The sequence below is a fragment of the Ammoniphilus soli genome (assembly GCF_040813775.1).
The window spans coordinates 825,979-846,245 of sequence record NZ_JBEGDL010000001.1 but is presented as its reverse complement, the minus strand read 5'-3'; the positions used below and the strand labels follow the sequence as shown (position 1 = coordinate 846,245).

The following is a 20,267-nucleotide window of genomic DNA, read 5'->3' as shown; positions in this document are numbered from 1 at the left end:
AAAGACTGGGCACTTTTTTCATTAGATTGATATCAGGTTACTTTCGAAATTCGGGATTAAGTAATTTTCGAGAGATTGAACATGGCCGACGAACGATTAGTAAGCATGATCCCAATGAGTTAAAGACCGTTTATCAGTCCTTAATTTTAGAGAAAGAGCAGCAAGAAATTCGACGTTGGGTTAAAGCTGCGGATTTAATCGATGCTTATTTGAAATGTGTGACAGAGGAATCCGCGGGAAATCGTGAATTTTCGATAGCAAAAGAACAGATTAAGAAAACCATCCAAGAATTAAATATCCGGGAAGTTTATTGCTTCCTTACTTCTTAGTTTACTTAAGGTACTTTCTCTCATTGATCATCCTATTTAGCAATATTCTCTTCAACCTCCAACCCTAAACTTATATGACGAGTTAAATCAGTAAAAATCAGGTTAAAAATCTATCAAAATTTAATATTATATGTCGAGTATATAACTGTTTTCCTCTTATTTAAGACATATAATGTAAATTATACGCTTAGTTTGTATGAACCTTTTGTCAATACATTATCATTAATTTATCTTCAAAATTCAAAATAAAACTAAAGCAATACTCCAGTCTTATTGTTCACTACCTCCATTTGTTCAACTTAAGTTTTTAATATGATTATTTATAAAAAAAAGATCTCTTTTAAAGAGATCTTTTTGGAAGGTAATGCAATCGTAGACTTTTCTAGTGATTTATTCCAAGGATACATCGTTTCTATGGATAGACTGCTGTGATTATTGAAATGGATAAACCAAAAATCAGCTCATTTTCTCACTGACTAAAGCGGTTTCAAAAGAAGCTTGTTGAGAATTTATACTATGTTTATCAGACTTAGCCAAAAACAAGAAGAAGAGACCAAAACCACCTAATAAAAGGGCACTGAGTAAGATGGATTGATTAAAACCAAGAGTGATGTTATTACCCGCAGAATTTGACTTTCTTGACCACCTGTTTTTTGTTTGTATTGCTTGATCCAGCCATGAAGAGTATTGGCAGAGATACCTAATTCTCGGGCCACCTGGGCTACGGATTTCCTCTGCTCAAGGATGTATTCGACGGTTTGGCGTTTATATTCTGCGTCGTAATTTTGCTTTTTCATGTAGACACCTCGATTTTAGGATCAATTTAATTATAAAGGATAGAATACTTTGGTCAAAGCCGGCGGCTCACTACGGAGCTACGTCCTCTTCCATTATTACTGGAACTCATATCCTATCCCTATGAATCTCTACCTATATTTAGACTACCATCAAATACTTATGTTTGAGATAAACGGCCTGATTATCGTAAGTAAGTCAGCAACATCTACAATCTCTTTTTCATAATCATAAAGCTGGCGGTGCCTATGGCTACCAAAATTTCATTTGAATCGTAGATTTCCGCTTGTCCGACTGCCAATTTCCCACCCCGGTTGTATAGCTTCGCTTTGGTATTCTATTTTCGTTTACAGATCTCTATGATCATATTCTCTATAAAATCAATCAATTAAGCACCTGTAAATTTAACAGGTGCTTAAAACATGAACGATTATTTGATTTAATTACACGATTCCTCTTAATCCTGAAGGTCCATAAATTACAAAACAAGTAAATGTAAAGAATACTAAAGAATTCAAATCTGGGAACCCAGCCACCGTTGGATTAACCTTTAAGCCTTAGGCTTTGCCTCCCCACTTTTCAGTTACGGCTCAGGTCTCTCTCTAGGTGTTTTATTAATAATAAAATAACCTATAATTAAAGTTAAAATTACTATGGCATAAAGCAAAGTATGAGTAGGATTGTGATGCTCGACAATAATTAATCTAATCATAGCTGTAATCCCTATATAAATAAAATATCTAAGCGGAAAATGATATTGGTCTCGAAAATATTTAACAGTCATAGATATAAACTCAAAATAAAGAAAAAATATAAGTATTTTCCCTAAGAAATGTTGATAGTCCGTATGTTCATCCATAATAATGGTGAATATTACGGCTAAACTTTTAATTAATGATACAGACAAAGTAAGGGCGAAACCAATCAAACTAAGGTTTAATACCCATTGTAATAAACGTGCAACGGGAAAGGTTCTACTAAAATATTCTATGCCTTCTCTTAACGGTTCTATAACATGCATGCCCTAAAAACACACTCCTTATGGACTTCAGAAATCTTAGTAATTGGATTAAGTAATGGTAGTCTAAATAGTAGACACAGATTTTAGAGATCGGATAGGAATAAGGTTCCTGTGAAAAGGACATAGCTGCGTAGTCAACCTTGGATACCCAAAGCTTTCTGTTGATTCTTTTTCAAAAACGCATTCTTTTGCCGATTAAATATTTAACCTACCGTTATTGAAGACAAGAAAAACACTCATCCACCAAAAAGGAACATGAGTGGCAACATCCCAAACTGACGAATTTTCAATTTATGCCCAACCACGGAAACGTGAAGCTTCAGCCGTTTTTCTGACTCCAACCATATAGGCCGCCAAACGCATATCCACTTGATAAGCCTGTGATGTTTGGTAAATCGTTCTAAAGGAATCTATCATTACCTTTCGAAGTTTTTCAGCCACCTCTTCTTCTGGCCAATAATATCCTTGATTATTTTGAACCCATTCAAAGTAAGAAACGGTTACACCACCTGCACTTGCCAATATATCTGGCACTAGGAGGACTCCTCTTTCATTCAGAATTTTTGTTACTTTAAGGGTTGTCGGCCCATTTGCTGCTTCTACTACAATCGAAGCTTTAATATGGTGGGCATTTTGTGCTGTAATTTGGTTTGAGATTGCCGCTGGCACAAGAATATCACATTCTTTTGCTAGTAGTTCCCTATTCGTAATTACATTAGAAAATTGATTTGTTATCGTACCAGCTATCGCGCCGGTCAAGTAAATCATTGATATCAAGCCCTTCTTGCCTCTTGTCCGTATCCGATAGATGTAATTTTCAAGTGGCTATCATATAAAATGATAGTTTTTATAACAATTTCATTAAACCGCTCATTTAGAGAACAATCCTTTAAGAGCAAAGGCTACATTTTGTGGCCTTTCTGCCAAACGGCGCATAAAATAACCAAACCAATCATTACCGAAAGGAATGTAAACACGTATTTTATACCCTTCTTTCACCAAACTGAGCTGCATATCTGTTCTAAATCCATACAACATTTGAAATTCAAATTGATCACGTGGTATCTGATGCTTTTGCGCGAATTCTTTTACTTTTGCAATAATATGGTGATCATGAGAAGCAATGGCCGTGTAACTTCCACTTAATAAATGTTCTTCGATGATTCTTAGGTAATTTTCATCTACCTTTTCCTTCTCTTGGTAAGCTACTTCAGGAGATTCTTTATAAGCTCCTTTAACTAAACGCAGAGAAATCCCTTTTAATTCTTTCACGTCCTGGTTAGCACGGTATAAGTAGGCCTGAATCACTGTTCCTACATTATCATACGTTTGGCGTAGTTCCCTTAGGATATCTAACGTGATTTGACAATGCGAGTGATCTTCCATATCGATTCGAACAAAATTGTTGTATTTTTTGGCTGTCTCAAGAATTCGACGCATATTTTTAACGCAAAAATCCCGGTCAATATCCAATCCTAACTGGGTCATTTTAACAGATAAATTACTATTTACTCCAGCTTTAGCGATAGCTTCTAACGTTTTGACGTTATATTCGGTTGCCTCTATCGCCTCTTCTCTACTTGAAACAAATTCCCCTAAATGGTCCATGGTACAGACTAAGCCTTTTTTATTTAAATCCTGAGCTTTTTTTACGGCACTCTCGATCGTTTCTCCCGCTACGACCTGTGAAGCTCCAAATCGAAGACCCCATTTTTTTGCAGCCTTATTCAAAGCTTTGCTTTGAGAAGCATAAAGGAATATATTTTTCGAAACTGCTGCTAGCATAGATTGTCCCCCCAAGATGATATGTTCCGGTTTTTCATTGATAGTCTTATAATGGGCAACTTAAAAAGTTGCCCATGTCTTCTTAAAGTGCTACGCTCGTTGTTTTCGCTTGCATATGCAAAATAAGGTAATCAGGTCCTCCTGCTTTTGAGTCTGTTCCTGACATATTAAATCCACCAAACGGCTGATACCCAACGATTGCTCCTGTACAACCACGATTGAAATAAAGGTTACCTACGTGGAATTCTTCCTTTGCTCGTTCAATGTGTTCAGGAGTATTGGAAAGTAACGCACCCGTTAATCCATAGTCTGTGTTATTCGCTATTTCCATCATATGATCGAAATCACGTGCTTTACAGAAAGCTACAACAGGTCCAAAAATTTCTTCCTGCATGAGACGTGCTTTTTCATCTACATCAGCAAAGATGGTTGGTTGAATAAAGTACCCTTTTGAGTCATCTCCTTCTCCACCCGTCATTAACTTGCCTTCTTCCTTACCAATTCCGATATATTTCATGATCTTATCGTAAGAAGCCTGACTGATAACAGGACCCATATAGGTAGTTGCATCTTCAGGACTGCCAACCGTTAACGTTTTTGTTAATGCCACTGCTTTTTCAAGAACTTCCTCATACACATCTTGATGTACGACCGCACGAGAACCAGCTGAACATTTCTGCCCTGAGAATCCAAATGCAGAATAAACAATAGATGATGCCGCTAGATCTAAATCTGCATCTTTATCTACAACAACCGTGTCTTTTCCGCCCATTTCAGCAATCACACGCTTTAACCAAAGTTGACCAGGATGCACTTTTGCCGCACGCTCATAAATCCGGCAGCCGACTTCACGAGAACCCGTGAAGGAAATGAATCGAGTTTTCGGATGATCAACAAGATAATCGCCTATTACCGCACCATCTCCCGGTATATAGTTCAGCACACCTTGAGGAAGACCTGCCTCTCTCATTACTTCAACGAATTTCGCTGCCACTACTGGGGTATTATCCGATGGTTTTAGAAGAATTGTATTTCCAGTAACAATAGCTGCAGCTGCAGTACCAGCCATAATGGCTAATGGAAAGTTAAATGGAGAAATAATGATCCCTACACCAAGTGGAATATAGTTGAATTTGTTTACTTCTCCTTCACGACTGAGTACAGGTACTCCGTCTTTTAATTTCATCATTTGACGAGCATAGAACTCAAGAAAATCAATGGCTTCTGCTGTATCTGCATCTGCTTCTTTCCATGGCTTTCCAGCTTCTTTAACTAGGTACCCTGAAAACTCATGTTTGCGACGACGCATGATCTCCGCTGCACGGAATAGGATGTTCGCACGTACTTCTGGATCTACTTTTTTCCACGTATTAAAAGAAGATAGTGCTACTTGCATGGCCTTTTCTGCTAAGTTTTTATCAGCTATAGAAACGCGGCCAATGACTTCCCCCTTATTCGCAGGATTAATCGATACAGTTTGGTCGTTGGTAGAAATATATTCGTCTCCAATGACAAGTGGATACTCTTTACCTAGCTCCGATTGTACAACCTTTAGCGCTTTTTCAAATTCTCTTTTATTTTCTTCAAGTGTAAAATCGGTAAATGGTTCATGCTTATACGCTTTGATATCGGTATTGTTTGTTGTAATCATCATTCTTTCTCCTTTATTTTGTACAAAATTAAACACTTAATTATTAAATTAAACAAATAATACCACACTTTTTATTTTTTGTATATAAAATATACAAAGATGTTCAAAAAAATTATTTGAACAACTATAACATCTGTACATTTAGGAAAAAACAAAGCGGTTATTTATTACCCATTAAAAAGGTAGTACTAAAATTACGGTAACTTGATCAAATGAAAAGTCACCACCCCGATTTAATAGAGGGTTGCTTACTTGTCACTAGAGCAAATTGTTCATTTTTAAACATATTTACATTTGGATTCTCTCTCTACTTATGATAAATTTATAACATAAAGATACTTGAAAGGATTTCATATAAATGTTCAACATTGGACATCTTCATTTTGATCGTACATTCTCATGTGTAAAACCTTGCACCAAATTGAGTGAAACAAAAAAAATCCTGGAATCATGTCACTATATAATCATTGAAGCCGATCAGTATTTTGTTGTAGATCAATCGGAAATATTGAACATGAAGGAACTAGATGATCAAATAACTATAGACGATTGGCTGCACCAAATGCAGTGGATTGCCTCATCAATAACTAGTATGTCAGATATATTCGATTCGGATTTGAATTGGAAACGCCCGGTGATTTTGTTTGAAGAAAAGCAAATCAAGGGAATTGTCACTGCGGACTGCTTTATCCAATACCTCTTAACCGAAAACAGACATGCTCACGCTTATGTATCCACTATGGCAGAAACCGTCAATGATGCCGTTACAGCCGTGAATCGGGACGGGGAAGTCATTTGCTGGAACTCTGTTGCAGAACAAACCTATGGGATCAAACGGGAGTCCATTCTGGGCAGAAGAATCGGGGAGCATTTTAAAAAAGAGTCAATCATGCTTCACCGCATTCTGGATGAAGGCCGGCCGGTCCGGCAAGTTTACCATCAACCGACTCCTGAAACCCATGTTCTGATCAATGCCTCGCCTATTTATGAAAAAAATTATGTAATCGGCGGAATTGCAACCGAGCGAGATATTACGCATATCGTTCGGTTGAACGAGGAGCTGTATTCCTCCGTTCCAATGCGTATCGAACAAGAGAGCCCTTTCTCTTCGCTCATCGGCATAGGGCAAGCAATGAAGCAATCTTTATCCATCGCCCAAAAAATAGCCAGAGCCGAGAAAGCCGTTCTTATCATTGGCGAACCAGGAACCGGTAAGGAAATACTTGCTCGAGCGATTCACTATACCGGAAACCGCAAGAATAACGAGTTTCTTAGCTTGAATTGCAGTGCCATCCCAAGCGGGTTATTGGAAGCTGAACTATTCGGCTACCAGGGTGCTACCTTTACCAAGAATGAACATGTAGGCAAATCTGGTAAGTTGGAACAAGCGGATGGAGGTACTCTTCTCCTTGAAGAAATCAATCAAATGCCTCTTGAATTGCAAATTAAATTTCATCATTTTTTACAATCCAAGACATTTTGCAGAGTAGGTTCAGATACTCCGATTCACGTCAATACCCGAATCATAGCCACATCTTCGGAAGACTGGCACAAACTTATGCAAACCGGCAAAATATATGAAGATTTGTATTACATGCTTAATGTTGCCAATATTGAAATTCCTCCACTTAGAGAGCGAACAGAGGATATTCCAGAACTTGTTCATTCATTCCTTAGGGAATACTCCTTGCAATACAAAAAACCTATTCCCAAGATCGAACCGACAGTCATGGTTACCTTCATGAACTATGAATGGCCGGGGAATATCAAGGAACTGAAAAATGTAATGGAGCGATTAGTATTATTAATTGAAAGCGATACGGTGACGCTCAAACTTCTACCCAAAAATATGCATTCTTATGTTAAAGAATTGCCTGATGAACCGTCGGATGACGATACTGCCGAGGAATCTATCCTGAAAACCCGCTTAACCAGCGAAAAAGAAGCAGAAATTATTGGAGAAGCCTTACAAAAAACGAATGGCAATAAAAGTGCAGCCGCTAAATTATTGGGAATTTCCAGAGGAACACTTTATAACAAACTAAGGGAATATGGCTTAGAGTAAAAATCAAGCAAAAAGTCTTGCCGACTGGTTACCGGCAAGACTTTTTTAGTTTCGAATAAGAAAGGGTTTATCCCCCTCTCTCTATAAAACTCTTTTAAATAAAACTTCAGATAGAACTTATTACCTATTTTCTCTTTCCAATAGCTATAACTTAAAAGTTAATATGAGTTCCTATTTTATTTTTAATAGCTTTGTCGTAAAAATACTTCGCAACTACAATATCTACAACTGCTAGTCCTACAGATTTAAATAGAGTAATTTCTTTGTTACTCTCTCTTCCATTTCGTTCACCATCTACAATTTGCCCGAGCTCTCCATAAATATCACCTGCCTTAAAAACACCTTCTTTTATTGGAACTTGCAAATCTCCAGTTTCTTCTAGAGCTGCTTCGCTTGATTCAACTACTACTTTGTGAGCTGAAGAAACAGCATAAGATGGCAATTCTTGCATCGTAGGTCTAAATGAACCTACTGCATTCACATGAACACCAGGTTTTAATGGTTCTGAAAAAACCGGGGTTGAAGAGTTTGTTGTTGTAACAATAATGTCAGCTTCACGTACAGCCTCATTGGAATCTGAATATACTTTTATACGTTTATTAAATGTTTTTCTCGCATATTCAGCAAACTCGTGTGCTTTTTGTTCGGTTCGGTTATAAAGAAAGATCTCTTGTATGTCTCGAACAGCTAGTATAGCTTCAACTAAACCTTTTGCTTGTTCCCCTGTACCGATAATACATAATTTTTCTGAATCCTCACGGGATAAATATTTCGTGGCTACACCTGATAAGGCGCCCGTTCTAACCATTGTTAAAAAGGATCCTTCCAAAAGAGCGATTGGTTCTCCTGTTTTAAAGTCTGATAACATCACAACTCCTGATATCGTTTTCTTACCCAACTCTTTGTTATTGGGTGCTACTGCTACTACCTTTAATCCACACTACCAAGTCCTTCAGCTACAGAAGGCATGATTAATGCTGTATTTTGACCATTATAAAATGGAAGAGCGGCACGGATAGGTGTAACTGTTCTTTCTGCTGAAAATTCCTTTAACGCAACAGCTACACATTCAATTATTTCATTCATGTCTACTAAACTTCTTTGTTCATCAGTGTTTATTACTAACATAATTGATCATCCTTATCCATTTTTATTTGAGTAGGACAGGACAGACATTTACTTCTCTTCTGAAAGCTTCATCAGCTTTAAATCTATAAACGTGGATACCCAATGGTTAGGGTCATTGAGATCTAGCCCACATATCTCTTGAATTCGTTTTAACCGGTAGGCAAGTGTGTTCGGATGAATATGTAAAAGTTGTGAAGCTAGATTCACTCTTCCTACACAATCTAAATAGACTTCTAATGTTTCCATTAAATGATTATGTGATTCTTTATCGTACTTCTTTAACTGCTGAAGACGAAAATTGATGAATTGTTCTTCTGTGTTCTTTTCCAATAAGGAAGGTAGTAACCGATAAATTCCTAAATCAGGATATCCATGAATGGATACGGTTTCCTTTGGGAGTAATCTCCTTATTCTTAACACCGCCATAGCTTGACGGTAGCTATGTTCGATATATTGGTAAGATTTATAGGGATTCCCATAGACTCCTGTCATATTTATGCTGCCAAAACGCTCTTGAAGCTGGCTTTTCAATTCCTGAATGAAGGATTGGCATAGAGAGTTAAAATTCTCCTGGTCATTACTCTCTCCGCCTAGCAGGATCATTTGCTTTTGATTAGTCACCCAAAGTGGAAATTCCCTAATGGAGAAGAAATCCTTCAAATTAGAAATGAGAAAGACGAGCTCTTTTTGGATAAGTTCAAACTCCGTATTCCTAAAATCAAAGACAAAAATCGCAAACTGCTTAGGTAAACTCAAGTTCAGATAATCTGCCCGGATCATGATGTCATGATGGGAGGAAGAACTACCTAGTAATAACTCCCAAAAAAAGCCCTTTTTCTTTTCTTCTTCTAATAGCCGCTTCGTTTGCCTGTAATGGAGCATTGGCACTGCGGCACGGGCGGCATGGCGAAGGAATTCGACTTCATCATCCCCCAGCGTCTGATTTAATTCTTGTACATAAATGTAACCCAAAACCGCATGGCTTTTTCTGATCGATATAGCTACCCGCTTCCCCAGGCCAACCTCAGTCTTTTCTTCGATTCGTATAGGTTTATCCTTCTCCATTAATTTCTGAAGAATGCCATCCTGCCATAGCTGGTTCAGTACGGGTTCCGGCACTCTCCGTTCCATAATCGTCTCCATTCTGGCTTTATCCGTCCAGTCTCCATGCTTGCTGTAGGCAATGAGTTGATGATTAAAATCCTCAATCGTAATAGGATTATTCACCTTTTTGCTAATCATTTCAGCCAGCTCTTCCAGATCCGCTGCATCAAAAGCTGAGGAATAGTCAGTCAAAGGTTAACCTCCTTTCTAAAATGAATCATGTCAGAACTCACTAGTTTGTTAACCCTCGTTTTTTACTCAACATCTTCATAAATTCCACAGAAAAAAGAAGAGATACGGAAATAACGATAAGAATGGACGCGATAGCTGCTAAGGTAGGATCAATCTCTAATCGGATCCCTTCCCACATTTTGACTGGCAAGGTTTTACTGAACGTATCGGAAACAAAAATAGAGATAATTAACTCATCGAACGAAGCAACGAAAGCGAACAATCCTCCGGACATTAAGGAAGGGGATATGATCGGCACAGTCGTCTTCATGAAAGCTTTAAAGGGATGAGCGCCTAAGCTTATGGGCTTAATCATGAAAAACTCTTAAATGTAAATCCGCATTTTCCTGTTGCTACCGCCACATGTCTGGAGTGTATGTTACGGTGTTTGCCCTTTGGTCTTAAACTTTATTTGCCTCTTGGCCTGCAATATTAGCACTCTCCGTTCCAAAATCGTTTCCATTCTGGCTTTATCCGTCCAGTCTCCATGCTTGCTGTAGGCAATGAGCCTATAAAATCCTCAATGTTAATGGGGGTTTTTCATCTTTTTGCTAATCATTTCAGCCAGCTCTTCCTAAGACATTGCATCAAAGTTAACTACCCTACAAGAAATCCCTCATGAAAAGGATCCTCTTTTTCAATAATAAATTGATGCATACCCGTTACCCATGCGGATCCCGAAATTTCCGGAATGACTCCTGAATATTCCCCTACGTTCTTTACAGAGAGACATCGTCCGATAAAGGAAGATTCAATCATGCTTTCATGAACAAAATGCTCTCCAATGCTCAGCTTGCCCTTCTGGTGCAACACCGCCATTTTCGCGCATGTCCCCGTTCCACACGGCGAGCGATCCAATTGCCCATTTCCGAAAACAACCACATTGCGGTAATGGACTCCAGGTTTTACGGAAGGAAGACTAAACTCTATCAAATCGATTTTATTAATCTCAGGCAAATACGGATGCTCATAGTAGAGTTGTTCGTTTGCCGCCTTTCTTATGGCCATGCCAAGTGAAACTAATTTTTGCTGTTCTTCTGTGACCAGTCTGAGATTAAACTGACGTGCATCCACAATCCCAAAAATACTGCCGCCATACGCAATATCCAGCGTGACCGTACCGATCCCTTCCACTGCGATCTTGGCATCTTGCTTAAAGACAAAAGAAGGAACATTCGTAAACGTTACTTGTTTAACTGAATGTTTATCCATCTCCACCCGGCATTCGATCACTCCTGCTGGGGTATCGACGCGGATTTGCGGTTTGGGCTCGACGATTCCAAGATTAATAGCCGTAGTCACCGTTCCAATCGTGCCATGTCCACACATATTGAGATAGCCCTTCGAGTCCATAAAAATGACACCTAGATCACAATCTTCTTTACACGGATCGGTCAAGATCGCTCCAAACATATCCTTATGACCGCGTGGTTCATTCATCAACAGCTTTCGTAGCCAATCCAGTCTAGTTTCCATATAAATCTTTTTTTCCATCATGTTTTGACCCAAGATTCGAGGGGCCCCTCCCGTGACAATTCGAGTTGGTTCCCCCATCGTATGTGAATCCACCGTTTGTATATAATGAGAAAATTGAATCATGTCAGACCTCCTAATTTGATAACCCTCGTTTTTTACTCAACATCTTCATAAATTCCACAGATAAAAGAAGAGATACGGAAATAACGATAAGAATGGATGCGATCGCTGCTTGCTCGATACGGATGTCAAAATTGCAACCGCATCCACTTATCTAATACACCTAGAGGTTAGTCCAACAAAAGAACCCTCTGAGTTATTCTCTATCTAAATTCTATTTCATCTTTTATGAATATTCATTGTGTAAGAAATACGAGATTCAGAAGGAATGTTTGTGTTGGAACAACAAAGCAGGGACAATCTCTTTTTGGATTGCCCCTTTTGTCTAGTAATGTTGACTAATATTTAATAAAAGCAAATCAATATACAGCATCACTCGCTGATCGATATCCTCGAAACTAATCGAGGTAAGCTCGGAGATTTTTTTAATTCTATAATTCAGCGTATTGGGATGGATATGAAGGGCTGCGGCCGTTTCTTTTATTTTGCAATGGTTGACCAAATAAATGTGAAGGGTATGAAGGAGCTCTGCATTATTTTCTTCATCATGCTTTCTGAGCCTTTCGATATCCGAGTTCAGATATCCGTCTTCTTTATTTTTTTCGTTAATAACCGATAAAAGCCTAAAAACCCCTAGTTTTGAATACACCACCGGAATGCTTAGCGTATTCTTGTGGAGAGATTTAGACAAATTGATGACTTGCAAAGCTTCGGCAAAACTGTTTTTGGCTTTGGTCAGTTGATCATACTCCTTCCCAATTCCCACGTGAACCTGTTTACCTAAGGAGGAATCCAGCTTTTTCAAGACATTTTCAACAAGCTCTATAGCCAATTTCGCAGAAGATCCTTCAATAAAGGAAGGACTGCCAACCAACACGATCAACTGTTGATCCTTTTCGATCCAGTACGTTGTTTTCCCGGCATAAATACAGTAGAGTTTGATAATGTTCCGCAACCGGTCTGGCCCAACCTCGGTAGGGCAGTAAAAAATAACAACAGAAAAAAGGGAAGGAAAATTCAAACCGGCTAAATCTGCCTCCATCTTTAATAACCGCTCATTGGTATATTTCCCTTGCAAGATCTTCAGTAAAAGATGATCCTTTGTATTATTTTTTGATTTACGATCCGAACTTTTATCGATAATAATTTTGGCTGCTATATGGACGACTTGCTTTAAGAAGCCAAAATCTTCTTCTGTTAGATTGCGATTGGTTTCTTGAACCCAAATATGTCCAAGAACAACCCCTTGATCTTCGATCCGCGTAGCTACTCGCTGAGAAAGGCCTACCTCTGTGTTCTGTGGGATACGTACAGGTTCTCCAGTCGATTCAATAAGATGCACATATCCTTTTTGGACAAGGTGATCCACAATTTGTATAGGAACACGTTTTCCGAGAATTGTCTCCCTGCGGACAAGGTCAAATTCCATAAGATTCGGACTATAAGCAATTAACTCAAAGTTATGAGCCTCAATCGTAACAGGATTCCCTAATTTATCGCTTATCAATTCGACTAACTGGTGCAGATCCGAAATGTCGGAAAATACATGGTCGGATGGAATAGGTATCACAGTCAGCTCATTCCCCCTTGATCCACATGATGTGAATCTATTTTCTTTATTATTTTAAATTTATCGTTTATTTTATCTGTAAGCAACTGTGAATATTTTCATTGATAAAATATCAAAGTAGGTGCTCATCATTTAAGGCTGTACAGTCTATTGATGTCATCACGGTAATATAAACTGGAGGTTTTTATGAAAGTGCCGCTTCGCTGCCGTCCTTGCCTATGGGACGACTGTTCTTGCTGTCATCACGAAGGGAAAATATAATGCAAAACTCACTCTACTAGTTCCGAAAGAAGAACATGTGGCAAAGTAATCTTAGAAATAAAAGCCGATTTTTCCTGCACTAAACCAGGAAGAATCGGCTTTTTTCGTCATGCATTTATGTGGTTAAAATATCGTGTTGCATAAAACACCTAAACTACTTTGATTATTGTTAATTTTCCCCAATTACTTTTGTCGTATACCACCTATAAAGGAATGATCTTGAATCATGGTGGCACGAGCAATTAAGAGAATGGGAGTGAAAAAATATGATTTTCTTTATAAATCATCACAATTTTTAAAAGGGGTTTTCGATTTGATTTTATTTCTGTTTTTCCTCCAAGTGCATGAGAAAGGTTCGATCGGCTACAAAGATCACCTTCACACCCTTTAACGAACCTCCGTAAAAGTCTTAATGTGCAGAGATATAGTTTATTAGACTAGTGCCGGTTTCTCAATGGAGGTTAGTTCCATCGTCCGTTCTTTGATTTTCAATGGATTCTCGGTATAACGGGCAACCCCAGTGTCAATCGCTGCTTGTGCTACATAGGCAGCAACATTGGGAGCAACCCTAGGATCAAAAGGATGTGGAATAACATAGTCAGGTTTTAATTCATTCTCCGGAATTAATTCCGCAATGGCATGTACAGCTGCCAATTTCATAGCTAAATTTATTTCTGAAGCCCGTACGTCCAAAGCTCCTCTGAATATTCCCGGAAATGCCAGTACATTGTTCACTTGATTCGGAAAATCCGAGCGTCCTGTCCCAATGACCTTTGCACCGGCTTTTTTGGCTTCTTCCGGCATAATTTCCGGAATTGGGTTTGCCATAGCAAAGATAATGGCATCTCTATTCATGCTTTGAATCATTTCTTGATTGATTGCCCCTGCTACAGATACACCGATAAAAACATCTGCTCCTTTCATCGCATCTGCAAGGGTACCTTTTTTATGCTCCTTATTCGTGATTTGTGCTATTTCTTCTTTCACTGGATTCATTCCAACTGTACGGCCTTCATAAATGATTCCCTTCGTATCACACAAGATAATGTCCTTGACCCCCATATAAGCTAATAGCTTAATGATAGCAATACCGGCTGCTCCGGCCCCATTGACTACGATACGAATTTGATCTAAGTTTTTATTTACGATTTTCAACGCATTGATTAATCCTGCTGCGGTAACAATGGCCGTTCCATGCTGATCATCGTGAAAAATCGGGATCTTACACTCTTTTTTTAATCTCTCTTCAATTTCAAAACAACGGGGAGCAGCAATATCCTCCAGATTTATCCCACCAAAGGTAGGGGCCATGGCTTTGACGATTTGAACGATTTGATCCACATCATCTGTATCCAAACAAATGGGAAACGCATCCACACCTGCAAATGCCTTGAATAAAACGGCTTTACCCTCCATTACCGGCATAGCCGCTTGGGGTCCAATATTCCCCAATCCCAAGACTGCCGTACCATCCGAAACAACCGCAACCAAATTTCCTTTTACGGTATACTCATACGCAAGCCCTTCATTTTGATGAATTTCTTTACAAGGTTGTGCCACCCCAGGGGAATAGGCCAGACTTAAATCTTGAGCATTTCGAAGGGGTACCTTGGAATGGACACCCATTTTCCCTTTATATTCTTGATGCATGGATAGGGCTTGCTTGTATATATCGGACATGATTCCTTTTCCTCCTTATTAGCTTGTAACATGATAAGCCTAATTTACCTGGAAATACAAGAAAATGATCATTTGGTTTGATCAGTAAGGTAGGCAACCAACTATGACTTCGTATCATATACTGAAAAAAACTATCCTTCTTTGCTAACTAACTGTTTCAGGCTTTTAACTGCATCCATCGCATCAGAGCCTTTAGCTGAAATAATCACCTCAGCTCCTGATCTAACGGCTAAACTCATTACGCCTATAATACTTTTTGCATTTAATTTTTTGTTTCCATCCCCAATACATATTTCTGAAGCAAAACGGCTTGCTACTTGAACAAAAAAAGCGGCTTGACGTGATTGAAGACCATTCTTCAATTTGATTAACACTTTCTCTTGAACCATTTTTTTCCTCCCTTTTTGGTTTTTTATATTTTAATACGAATACTACGGCACTAATAATCTAAACCATCATAATAGTGGCCCCCAAGAAAAGGAAGATAATCGGATCAACTAAATAATTTCATTAACAATGTTGCTAAAATAACAGTTGCAGCACCGCCAAGTCTTGTTGCAACTTGTGCAAATGGCATTAATGACATTCGGTTTGAAGCTGATAAAATGGCTACATCACCAGTTCCGCCCAGACCGCTGTGACAGCCAGTCACAATCGCCGATTCGACTGGGTGCATATTCATAAATTTCCCAACGATATACCCGGTTCCTACCATGGCAATCACAACGGCAGAACAAACGACAACATAAGCTGGCGTTACAATTTTCACCACATCTTCCAGCGGGATAAAGAGAAGGCCTAAACCAACCATCAGAGGCCACGTTAAGCTTGTCGAAATAAATTTGTATAAATGATAAGCGCCTTGTTCAATTTTTGCAGGCATCACTTTCAAGCATTTCACTAGTGTTGCACCCACAATCATGAGTACGGGACCTGGGATACCAAGAAATTTATGAGCTAGGCTGCCAAAGATAAAGAAACCGCAGGCAACCAATAATCCGGCTCCCATCAGGGAAAAATCGACAGGTTTATTGATAGTTGTTTCCTGAGTCATGGCATCGCCGCCTTTTGTTCTCAACAGTACGCCATTCCCAGTAAGTTCGGGTTTCTTTTCCCCTAAGCGTTTCATTAAACCAGCACAAATAATCGCTACGATATTTCCAATGATCGCCGCTGGAATCATTTGCGAAACAAATGATTCGGCAGGGGTTCCTAAAATTTGAGAATATGCCAGGGAAAGCGGTAAGATTCCTTCTCCGATTCCTCCACCAATGATTGGTACGACAATATAAAAAAATGTATGTTTCATTTCATATCCAAATAATGTTCCGACTAACACTCCCACTACCACAGAGGCTAGCGTTCCAAGCACGAGCGGAACAAACATGCGCGTGAACCCTTGCAATAAGGCTTTGCGGTTCATACCAAGAATACTTCCTGCAACTAAACATGAAATATAAAAATAAAGAAAGTTAGATGTTTTCATCAAGGTTGTCACCGCTTCCATCGAAGCAGGATTAATCAAATTGTAAAATACCATAACCGATGGAATTAAAAGCGCTAAAATCGCTGGGCCTCCAATATCTTTCAATATGGGAATTTTCATTCCTAAATCCCCAAGTAAAATTCCCATCACCATGATGACAGCAAAACCACCGATCATATCCGGCGGGAGCGAATTGTAAACGGATGCACCATAAACAATAAGCGCTAATGCCACATACAGAGGCAATGGAATAACTCCTACTTTAATACCTTTAATCTTGTTCAAAAAATTAGGATCATGGTCCAAATTGGGATTTGTAACGGGTTCCAACTTTCTTGCAGCTTGCATATGAACACCTCCTAAACTATTTGCAAATTCATAATAATATTTTTCAGATAAAGAATATAGCATATTAAACTTTATAAGTAATTTTGTAAACAAAGAAAAAATAAAGAAAGCGACCTTTCAGTCGCTCATTTACTAACACGTTTGTGAATTTAATTAAGTAGTTATAACAAAAAAATGACCATATGGCCACTTTTTATAGGTACTTTTTTAACGCATGTCTATTTACTTCGCTATATACATATAAATAGATTGGCCTTCCAATCGTTCCATACGTCATTCTTTCTCCAAGAACACCAATTTCCTTTAAAAACTTTAAATATTTTCGAACAGAAACTCTTGAAATATCCGTTCTTTCCGCAACATCCTCTGTAGAAAAAGGTTCACTTTTCAATTCCATTACCGCATTTACAACTACTTGTAAAGTAACTTGTGTTAAACCTTTTGGAAGGGATTCTGTGAATTCATCATGATCCTCACTAAGGAATTGCTCATCTAGTTCAGCTTGGCTGACTGTCTTCTGTTTGTTAAACAGTGTTCGCTTTTCCCTGTAGCTTGTAAGGGCTTGTTTAAAACGATCAAATTCAAATGGTTTAATTAAATAATCAAATACTCCATATCGCAATACTTTTTGAATGGTCTCTGTGTCAGAGGCTGCTGTAATAAAAATAACATCCGTGTCCTTATCCTCTTCTCTAATTTGCCGCAACAACTCCAATCCCGTTTCTCCCGGCATAAAATTATCTAAAAGTAACAAATCCACTTCCTTTTCTTCCAAAACTTCTAAGGCCTCTTGAACTGAATGTGTTATATCTAATAACGTAAACCCTTTAAGCTCATCTAGATAGCGTTTATTAAATTCTGCCACCATCGGATCATCGTCTAAAATAAGCACTTTAATCATCATCTGCCCCCCTTATTTCATAGGGAATTTCCACGTAAAAGACGGTTCCCTTTTCATGGAAAGAATCAACCATCAGATTCCCTTCAAGCTTATCGATACTTTGTTTTACTAAATATAAGCCATAGCCGCGATTCTGACCTTTCGTCGAAAAGCCTTTTGTAAAAATGGAAGCAAGCGTCTCCTCTTGAATTCCCTTGCCTGAATCAGCAACTTCAAGATAAAGCTTTCCCTTTCTTAACTCAAAATCCAACTTTACTTTTACCCTCTTTTCTGACCTTTTCCCGACTGCATCTATAGCATTATCTATTAAGTTTCCTAATATCGTGATCAGCTCATGGGTCGTTTCTACGTTCTTTGGCTCCGGTAAAGTATGCTTGCTTTCAAATGCGAGCTCTACTCCCGCTTCACGGGCATAGCTTAATTTGCCCAAAATGAACCCTGACAAAGCCGGGTCTTGGATGTTTTTAGTGACCCTTCCGACCTCTTCGTGAAAATGCTTTACAATTAATTTGGTTGATAAAACTAGTCAGTTTATCGTAGTAACCCATTTTGACCATTCCCAAGATGACATGAAGCTTATTCCTAAACTCATGGGATTGAGCTCGGAGTGCTTCTGCATATAATTTCACACCTGTTAATTGCTCCGCTAATTGGTTTACTTCCGTTTTATCGCGAAACGTAGCTATCGCCCCTGCGACTTGTCCATTTACGATTAACGGAACCCGGTTGACTAGTAAAGAAACCCCATTTATTGTCTGTTCTTCATCTAGCTCAGATTCCCCTGTTTTCAAAATATAATCCAGTCTCGAGGTTGGCATATAGTCACCAATATTCATCCCGATTGGCTCATCCGATAAGCCTGCTTTCTTGAACACACGCAAAGCCGACTTGTTTACTAGCGTAATGTTCGCCTCTTTATCTACGGCTACAATTCCTTCTCTCACAGAGTGTAGCATGGTGTTCCGTTCCTCTAATATCTTAGCAATCTCAAAAGGCTCTAGCCCATATAATGTTCTTTTTATAAAAAAGGCTAAAAGAGCAGCACCAATCACACCTGCCAAGAGCCCTAACACGGAACCCAAAAGCAAGATCCTGTGACTGGCCTCTACCGCTTCTTCTACATTTTCAAGTGATATCCCTACCACAATAGCACCTATTTGCTGTTTGTTGTCATCATAAACAGGTGTAAACGACCGTAAAGAGGTTCCTAATGTACCTTTCGAGATAGAGATATACTCTTTCCCTTCAAGAACGTGGGTCTCATCTCCCCCTCCAAACCGCTTTCCAATCATCTTTTCATTCGGATGCGATAGACGAATCCCATCCATATCCATTACCACTATGAACAATACACCCGTTGCTTCTAATATTTCCTCTGTATATGGCTGGACATTGAACTTGTCCTCCTCATCTATAAGACCGTCCTTTACTACCCTAGATTTTGCAACCATCCTAGCAATCATGGTTGCCTTTTCTTCTTGATTTTCCTTTATCGTTTCACTTACATTACGACTGACGAGTAGGTCTGTAATTAATAACGAAAGTAGGACTACTACACAAACCAACAATATAATAATAGGACGTAACTTAAATTTTTGTTGTAACAATCTATGTCAATCTCCTTCCTACAAGGTGCTCTTATAATGGTTATGTTTTTTTACGATACAGGAAAATCTGGGCGTTGGGAAAATTTAATTTTAGCGATTTTGTAAATAAAAAAGCAAGCGGCCTTGCGGCCGCTCATAAATAACGTTATTTTAGGGGGGAGATTCAACTCTTTACAAATACTCTTTTCGTCTTCCTACAGAAAAAATCTGTTGAAATGATAATTACATCATACGTGAGTTAGTAAAAGTTAAACAGGTTATGAAACTAAGCTAGAAGTTTTGCAACTAAAAAAATCAATTTATTGTAGAAGATAAACTCGCTGCCTACAGGTTTCCATCTTAGAAAAATCACTTACTAAGCGGTCAGATTTATCTCATTTGATTCCTTTATATCTTCTTGTGTCTTATCTTTTAGATTGTTCAAAATATAAGCAATAACACCAGCCATTGCGCTCAATATGAAGGACGGCTTTGCCAAGATCTCTTCACTAAGGAGTATGATGTCGCCGTTTTGTAAAATCACCCCTACCACTTGTCCAATTACTAACAAAGCACCGCTAATTAAAAACAGAATTAAGCAGATCATAAAAAGAAACTCTAGTGTTTTTTTCACACCCTCACCTCTCACATTAATTTAAGACTCTCGGAATTAAGTCTTCCTTGATGGCTCTAGTCTTTTGACTAGAGCTATTTATTGTTTCACCTCAAA

At 38.6% G+C, this 20,267-nt stretch carries 17 protein-coding genes and 2 pseudogenes; 2 read left to right on the top strand and 17 right to left on the bottom strand.

All coding sequences use genetic code 11. The annotated features are described in order from the left end of the window. A partial coding sequence (locus ABLT31_RS04660) for a YfbR-like 5'-deoxynucleotidase (RefSeq protein ID WP_367749320.1) occupies window positions 1-329 on the top strand: 329 nt, incomplete at its 5' end. Window positions 330-892: 563 nt separating this feature from the next. On the opposite strand, the gene ABLT31_RS04655 is transcribed toward ABLT31_RS04660, so the two are convergent. The 5 genes and pseudogenes from ABLT31_RS04655 to pruA all read right to left on the bottom strand — a co-directional run bounded on the left by ABLT31_RS04655 (window position 893) and on the right by pruA (window position 5,581). Continuing rightward, window positions 893-1,126 (bottom strand): transposase, encoded by a 234-nt coding sequence (locus tag ABLT31_RS04655; protein WP_367749319.1) that lies wholly within the window; start codon window positions 1,124-1,126, stop codon window positions 893-895. A gap of 581 nt (window positions 1,127-1,707) precedes the next feature. Further along, entirely contained in the window at window positions 1,708-2,145 is a 438-nt protein-coding gene (gene psiE, locus ABLT31_RS04650) for a phosphate-starvation-inducible protein PsiE (RefSeq protein WP_367749318.1), read from the bottom strand. 291 nt (window positions 2,146-2,436) lie between these two features. Then, a pseudogene (locus tag ABLT31_RS04645) lies at window positions 2,437-2,929 on the bottom strand (Glu/Leu/Phe/Val family dehydrogenase); the annotation flags it as partial. Between the two features lie 86 nt (window positions 2,930-3,015). Continuing rightward, the gene (locus ABLT31_RS04640) at window positions 3,016-3,930 is read right to left on the bottom strand and encodes a proline dehydrogenase family protein (protein WP_367749317.1); all 915 of its coding nucleotides are present in this window, start codon (window positions 3,928-3,930) and stop codon (window positions 3,016-3,018) included. A gap of 82 nt (window positions 3,931-4,012) precedes the next feature. Further along, window positions 4,013-5,581: an L-glutamate gamma-semialdehyde dehydrogenase gene (pruA, locus tag ABLT31_RS04635; protein WP_367749316.1), complete on the bottom strand. Its 1,569-nt coding sequence runs from the start codon at window positions 5,579-5,581 to the stop codon at window positions 4,013-4,015. A gap of 421 nt (window positions 5,582-6,002) precedes the next feature. On the opposite strand from pruA, the gene ABLT31_RS04630 reads away from it, so the two are divergent. Next, window positions 6,003-7,646: a sigma-54 interaction domain-containing protein gene (locus tag ABLT31_RS04630; protein WP_367749315.1), complete on the top strand. Its 1,644-nt coding sequence runs from the start codon at window positions 6,003-6,005 to the stop codon at window positions 7,644-7,646. 151 nt (window positions 7,647-7,797) lie between these two features. Here the strand turns inward: ABLT31_RS04630 and ABLT31_RS04625 are convergent. The 12 genes and pseudogenes from ABLT31_RS04625 to ABLT31_RS04570 form a co-directional block, all read right to left on the bottom strand. Continuing rightward, window positions 7,798-8,774, bottom strand: a pseudogene (locus ABLT31_RS04625) (ornithine cyclodeaminase family protein). 48 nt (window positions 8,775-8,822) lie between these two features. Continuing rightward, on the bottom strand, window positions 8,823-10,070 hold the full coding sequence (locus tag ABLT31_RS04620) for a PucR family transcriptional regulator (protein WP_367749314.1): 1,248 nt from the start codon (window positions 10,068-10,070) through the stop codon (window positions 8,823-8,825). 40 nt (window positions 10,071-10,110) lie between these two features. Beyond that, window positions 10,111-10,425 (bottom strand): ABC transporter permease, encoded by a 315-nt coding sequence (locus ABLT31_RS04615; protein WP_367749313.1) that lies wholly within the window; start codon window positions 10,423-10,425, stop codon window positions 10,111-10,113. Between the two features lie 281 nt (window positions 10,426-10,706). Further along, a complete protein-coding gene (locus ABLT31_RS04610) occupies window positions 10,707-11,708 on the bottom strand; it encodes a proline racemase family protein (protein ID WP_367749312.1) in 1,002 nt (333 codons plus the stop codon). 322 nt (window positions 11,709-12,030) lie between these two features. Next, the gene (locus ABLT31_RS04605) at window positions 12,031-13,275 is read right to left on the bottom strand and encodes a PucR family transcriptional regulator (RefSeq protein WP_367749311.1); all 1,245 of its coding nucleotides are present in this window, start codon (window positions 13,273-13,275) and stop codon (window positions 12,031-12,033) included. Window positions 13,276-13,968: 693 nt separating this feature from the next. Then, window positions 13,969-15,216, bottom strand: a complete 1,248-nt coding sequence (locus tag ABLT31_RS04600; RefSeq protein WP_367749310.1) for an NAD(P)-dependent malic enzyme — start codon at window positions 15,214-15,216, stop codon at window positions 13,969-13,971. A 131-nt stretch (window positions 15,217-15,347) separates the two neighbouring features. Next, window positions 15,348-15,605 (bottom strand): HPr family phosphocarrier protein, encoded by a 258-nt coding sequence (locus tag ABLT31_RS04595; protein ID WP_367749309.1) that lies wholly within the window; start codon window positions 15,603-15,605, stop codon window positions 15,348-15,350. 104 nt (window positions 15,606-15,709) lie between these two features. After that, window positions 15,710-17,050, bottom strand: coding sequence for a 2-hydroxycarboxylate transporter family protein (locus ABLT31_RS04590; protein WP_367749308.1), 1,341 nt, complete (start codon window positions 17,048-17,050; stop codon window positions 15,710-15,712). 193 nt (window positions 17,051-17,243) lie between these two features. Continuing rightward, window positions 17,244-17,951: a response regulator gene (locus ABLT31_RS04585; protein WP_367749307.1), complete on the bottom strand. Its 708-nt coding sequence runs from the start codon at window positions 17,949-17,951 to the stop codon at window positions 17,244-17,246. Continuing rightward, entirely contained in the window at window positions 17,944-18,396 is a 453-nt protein-coding gene (locus ABLT31_RS04580) for an ATP-binding protein (RefSeq protein WP_367749306.1), read from the bottom strand. Before ABLT31_RS04580 ends, ABLT31_RS04585 begins: the two co-directional genes overlap by 8 nt. 19 nt (window positions 18,397-18,415) lie before the next feature. Further along, entirely contained in the window at window positions 18,416-19,558 is a 1,143-nt protein-coding gene (locus tag ABLT31_RS04575) for a PAS domain-containing protein (protein ID WP_367749305.1), read from the bottom strand. Window positions 19,559-19,913: 355 nt separating this feature from the next. Continuing rightward, on the bottom strand, window positions 19,914-20,171 hold the full coding sequence (locus ABLT31_RS04570; RefSeq protein WP_367749304.1) for a hypothetical protein: 258 nt from the start codon (window positions 20,169-20,171) through the stop codon (window positions 19,914-19,916). Between the last annotated feature and the right edge of the window lie 96 nt (window positions 20,172-20,267).

Coding starts and splice junctions, on each gene's coding strand:
- ABLT31_RS04655 (WP_367749319.1), bottom strand. CDS start 1,126: ATGAAAAAGCAAAATTACGACGCAGAATATAAACGCCAAACCGTCGAA.
- psiE (WP_367749318.1), bottom strand. CDS start 2,145: ATGCATGTTATAGAACCGTTAAGAGAAGGCATAGAATATTTTAGTAGA.
- ABLT31_RS04640 (WP_367749317.1), bottom strand. CDS start 3,930: ATGCTAGCAGCAGTTTCGAAAAATATATTCCTTTATGCTTCTCAAAGC.
- pruA (WP_367749316.1), bottom strand. CDS start 5,581: ATGATTACAACAAACAATACCGATATCAAAGCGTATAAGCATGAACCA.
- ABLT31_RS04615 (WP_367749313.1), bottom strand. CDS start 10,425: ATGATTAAGCCCATAAGCTTAGGCGCTCATCCCTTTAAAGCTTTCATG.
- ABLT31_RS04610 (WP_367749312.1), bottom strand. CDS start 11,708: ATGATTCAATTTTCTCATTATATACAAACGGTGGATTCACATACGATG.
- ABLT31_RS04600 (WP_367749310.1), bottom strand. CDS start 15,216: ATGTCCGATATATACAAGCAAGCCCTATCCATGCATCAAGAATATAAA.
- ABLT31_RS04595 (WP_367749309.1), bottom strand. CDS start 15,605: ATGGTTCAAGAGAAAGTGTTAATCAAATTGAAGAATGGTCTTCAATCA.
- ABLT31_RS04590 (WP_367749308.1), bottom strand. CDS start 17,050: ATGCAAGCTGCAAGAAAGTTGGAACCCGTTACAAATCCCAATTTGGAC.
- ABLT31_RS04585 (WP_367749307.1), bottom strand. CDS start 17,951: ATGATTAAAGTGCTTATTTTAGACGATGATCCGATGGTGGCAGAATTT.